This is a genomic window from Vibrio sp. Vb1729, assembly GCF_033338655.1.
GTDB lineage: Bacteria > Pseudomonadota > Gammaproteobacteria > Enterobacterales > Vibrionaceae > Vibrio > Vibrio alginolyticus.
This window is the reverse complement of sequence record NZ_JAWOTB010000028.1, coordinates 1-4,802: the sequence shown is the minus strand read 5'-3', so window position 1 is coordinate 4,802 and position 4,802 is coordinate 1. Positions and strand designations below refer to the sequence as shown.

2 protein-coding genes are annotated in these 4,802 nt (G+C 44.3%); both read left to right on the top strand.

Annotation, left to right across the window (positions count from 1 at the left end; translation table 11 throughout):
• Positions 1-475 precede the first annotated feature (475 nt).
• Positions 476-1,819, top strand: a complete 1,344-nt coding sequence (cadB, locus tag R7E29_RS14060; protein WP_017821792.1) for a cadaverine/lysine antiporter — start codon at positions 476-478, stop codon at positions 1,817-1,819.
• 117 nt (positions 1,820-1,936) lie between these two features.
• The gene (locus R7E29_RS14055; RefSeq protein ID WP_213869026.1) at positions 1,937-4,072 is read left to right on the top strand and encodes a lysine decarboxylase CadA; all 2,136 of its coding nucleotides are present in this window, start codon (positions 1,937-1,939) and stop codon (positions 4,070-4,072) included.
• Positions 4,073-4,802 lie beyond the last annotated feature (730 nt).

Genomic DNA, 4,802 nt, shown 5'->3' with positions numbered 1-4,802 from the left:
ATTGATTGTATGAAGCGTTTGGCTGAGTTATGTGGCGAGAATGATTTTGATGCTTTCTTGCAGGCGAGATGAATATTGATGTGGGTCAAAAAGCGCGATCAGGGAGAGATTTATGGAATCAACACTTCAGGGAATTAACCCTTCGGGATGGGGAAGTTGATAGAGGTTGATAACTTTTATCGCGATGACCAACGAGTTGATGAGAGTTTATCTATCGGTAGAAGGTTTGATGTTTTTTTTATAACTAAATGAATAATATGGTTTTATATTTTTGTGTTTATCATGTTTACCTCAACTTGATGTTGATTAACTAATCATTTTATTGATAACCCCAAGTTTATTTTTTTCCCAGTTTTTGGGCGTAGTCTTCACTTCGAAATTTAGCGAGGTCGAGCAGGTTCTTCCTCATAGCATCTCGCTAATAACCATTCAGTTTGAGTCATGTTGACTCGAGTAGAATAGATTTGGAGATGTTATGTCATCGAATGCGAAAAAAATCGGCCTTATTGCCTGTACGGGTGTCGTAGCCGGTAACATGATGGGTAGTGGTATTGCACTATTACCTTCTAGTCTTGCCTCTGTAGGCTCTGTTTCAATCTTCAGTTGGCTGATCTGTTTGGTCGGTGCACTGAGTCTGGCGTTCGTTTACGCTCGTCTGGCAACCAAAAACCCACAAGAAGGTGGTCCTATCGCTTATGCTGGCGAAGTGTCTCCGGTATTTGGTTTCCAAACGGGCGTTCTTTATTACCACGCGAACTGGATTGGTAACCTGGCTATTGCCATTACAGGTGTTTCTTACCTTTCAGTATTCTTCCCTGTGCTTAATAACCCAATCCCAGCAGGTATTGCGACGATTGCATCGGTATGGATCTTCACTTTCGTCAACCTACTTGGTGGTAGCTGGGTAAGCCGTCTATGTACGCTTGGTTTAGTTCTTATCCTTATCCCAGTTGTTGGTACAGCCGCATTTGGTTGGACGCACTTCGATACTGCGCTTTACAGCCAAAACTGGAACGTATCAGCAGGCACTGACAGCCACGCGGTAGTAACAGCGGTTCTTATCTGTCTATGGTCATTCGTAGGTGTGGAATCAGCAGCGGTATCGACTGGTATGGTAGAAAACCCTAAACGGACTGTACCACTAGCAACTATGTTAGGTACTGGTATCGCAGGTGTGATTTACATCCTATCAACTCAAATGATCAGCGGCATGTTCCCAGCGTCAGAAGTTGCGGCATCAGGTGCGCCATTTGCATTGGCAACCACTGAGCTATTCGGTAGCTGGACTGCACCATTCGTATCAGCATTCACAGCACTAGCATGTTTCACTTCGCTAGGTTCTTGGATGATGCTGGTGGGCGAGGCTGGTAAACGTGCCGCGAGCGATGGCAACTTCCCTAAAATCTACGGCGAAACTGACAAAAACGGTGTGCCTAAGAAAGGTCTAATCCTTGCGTCAATCAAGATGACTGCACTGATGGTTGTACTGATGTTCTTCAGCTCTAAAACAGCACACGCATCAGACCTATTCAACCAGCTAACAACTGACGCAGTTCTACTAACTATGCTGCCTTACTTCTACTCAAGCATTAACTTGATTCGCTTCGAAGGTATGACAACACGCAACGGCTTCGTAATGCTGTTCTCTGGTGTGGCTTGTCTGTTCTGCTTCATCGCACTAGCAGGTGCAGAGGGCGGTACGCTAACAGCAACCTTCATCGTGTCTCTAGTTATCTTGATGTTCTACAGCAAAAAAGCAGGTCTTGCTCAGTACGTGAAAATGCACGCTGACGACATGCCTGCCCAAGCAAGCAACTAATCCCCAAAACGCTGGCACTACGGTGCCAGCCCATAAAACCTAAATTCACGCGGCGCTCACCTTACTCATTGTCTGTAAATGGCAAAGAGCGCCCTCATTCGCCTTGGAGATGTCCAAATGAATATATTCGCTATCTTGAACCACATGGGTGTGTTCTTTAAAGAAGAGCCAGTTCGTCAACTTCACGTTGCTCTTGAGAAAGCGGGCTACGAAGTGGTTTACCCAGTAGATGATAAAGACTTGATCAAAATGATTGAGATGAACCCACGCATTTGCGGTGTGCTGTTCGACTGGGATAAATACTCACTAGAGCTATGTGAACGTATCAGCCAAATCAACGAAAAACTGCCTGTTCACGCATTTGCTAACGAACAGTCTACTCTAGACATTTCACTAACAGACCTACGTCTAAACGTGAGCTTCTTCGAGTACGCTTTAGGTATGGCTGACGACATCGCTATCAAAATCAACCAAGCGACTGAGGCATACAAAGATGCCATCATGCCTCCATTCACTAAAGCGTTATTCAAATACGTAGAAGAAGGTAAATACACCTTCTGTACTCCAGGTCACATGGGCGGTACTGCATTCCAGAAAAGCCCTGCTGGTAGCATCTTCTACGATTTTTACGGTCCAAACACATTTAAAGCGGACGTATCAATCTCAATGCCTGAGTTAGGTTCTCTACTAGACCATTCAGGTCCACATAAAGATGCAGAAGAATACATTGCACGCACATTCAATGCAGACAGCTCGTACATCGTAACTAACGGTACGTCTACATCGAACAAAATCGTTGGTATGTACTCAGCACCTGCGGGCAGCACAGTATTGATTGACCGTAACTGTCACAAATCTCTGACCCACCTAATGATGATGAGCGACGTGACACCAATCTACTTCCGCCCAACTCGTAACGCATACGGCATCCTTGGCGGTATTCCACAAAGCGAATTCAGCCGTGATATCATTGCAGAGAAAGTGGCGAAAACACCAGGTGCAACAGCACCAACTTACGCAGTAGTGACTAACTCAACTTACGATGGTCTGTTGTACAACACACAATTCATCAAAGAGTCGCTAGATTGTAAACACATCCACTTCGACAGTGCTTGGGTGCCTTACACTAACTTCAACCCAATTTACGAAGGTAAATGTGGTATGAGTGGTGAAGCGATGCCAGGCAAAGTGTTCTACGAAACACAATCAACACACAAACTGTTGGCAGCGTTCTCACAAGCTTCAATGATTCACGTGAAAGGCGACTTTGATAAAGAATCTTTCAACGAAGCATTCATGATGCACACTTCAACTTCACCTCAGTACGGCATTGTTGCTTCTACTGAAACTGCAGCGGCAATGATGCGCGGCAACACTGGTAAGAAGTTGATGCAAGACTCTATCGATCGCGCAATCCGCTTCCGTAAAGAGATCAAACGTCTAGAAGCAGAAAGCGACAGCTGGTTCTTCGATGTATGGCAACCAGAAAACATCGATACCACGGAATGTTGGAAACTAGACCCTAGCGACACATGGCACGGCTTCAAGAACATGGATGACAACCACATGTATCTTGACCCAATCAAAGTAACGCTACTGACTCCGGGGATGAATAAAGAAGGCGAACTAGAAGAATCAGGTATTCCTGCTTCGCTGGTGGCTAAATTCCTAGACGAGCGCGGCATCGTGGTAGAGAAAACAGGTCCATACAACTTGTTGTTCCTATTCTCAATCGGTATCGACAAATCAAAAGCAATGCAATTGCTACGCGGCCTAACTGAATTTAAACGTGGCTACGACTTGAACCTAACCATCAAGAGCTTCCTACCTTCACTATACAACGAAGACCCGAGCTTCTATGAAGGCATGCGTGTTCAAGAACTAGCACAAGCAATTCATGACCTAACTAAGAAATACAACCTACCAGAGCTAATGTACAAAGCGTTCGATGTACTTCCAGAAATGAAAGTAACACCACACGCAGCATGGCAAGAAGAGCTTCGTGGCAACATCGAAGAAATCAAACTGGAAGAAATGGTTGGCCGCGTAAGTGCGAACATGATCCTTCCTTACCCTCCAGGTGTGCCACTAGTACTTCCTGGTGAAATGGTGACTCAAGAGTCTCGCCCTGTGCTGGATTTCCTAGAGATGCTTTGTGAGATCGGTGCGCATTACCCAGGTTTCGAAACCGACATCCACGGTCTATACCAACAAAAAGATGGTAGCTACACCGTAAAAGTATTGAAGAACTAAGTTCCTCTCGAAGATGACGTCATTGGGAATGCAAGCATGCTCCACTCTTACGAGCTCAATGCGTCATCGAACAATAACGACATTTAGATATACCCCTAACTAATCTGTCGTAAAGAGAAGGGCAAGGATGCCCTGATCTTTTCTTCTATATATAGAAGAAACACTTTTCCAAGACTTCACCTGAAGTACCCCAAATAAAAAGCAAAGACCAAAAGAGCAGTTCGTCATCGTTCTGCTCTTTTTTTCATCTTTATATCGATAGAAAGAGAAAAAAGAACCAAGAGAGATAAGATCAGCAATCAAAATCACAAAGAAATCGGCGATCTTTTAATGCAGAAGTCAGGTGTTTCATCATGAAAAGATCCTCTGCAACCCGAAATATTAGACAAGATCGTTGAGTATCTATGCAGAATGCTCGTTATTTGTTCGGTTGAGAGTTTTTTTGCAAAAAACGCTTGTACTAATTTCTCAACTCCCTATACTGCGCATCCACCGACACGGAGTGAGACGAAAGTCACACAGCGAGTCGGAATTGAGAGAAAAGAAATTTGAAAAAAATGCTTGACTCTCTCACGGTGTGAAGTAAGATACGCACCCCTAACGACGAGCAACTAAGTTGCTGAAAATGTTAGAAAAGCTCTTTAAAAATAAGAACCTATCAATCTGTGTGGGCACTCGTTGATGATAATCCAATTAGATACCTCGGTATCAAATTAGGTTTCAATGAAAC

Excerpts from the sequence above, each read along its gene's own strand:
- cadB (WP_017821792.1), top strand. The coding sequence starts at position 476 with ATGTCATCGAATGCGAAAAAAATCGGCCTTATTGCCTGTACGGGTGTC.
- R7E29_RS14055 (WP_213869026.1), top strand. The coding sequence starts at position 1,937 with ATGAATATATTCGCTATCTTGAACCACATGGGTGTGTTCTTTAAAGAA.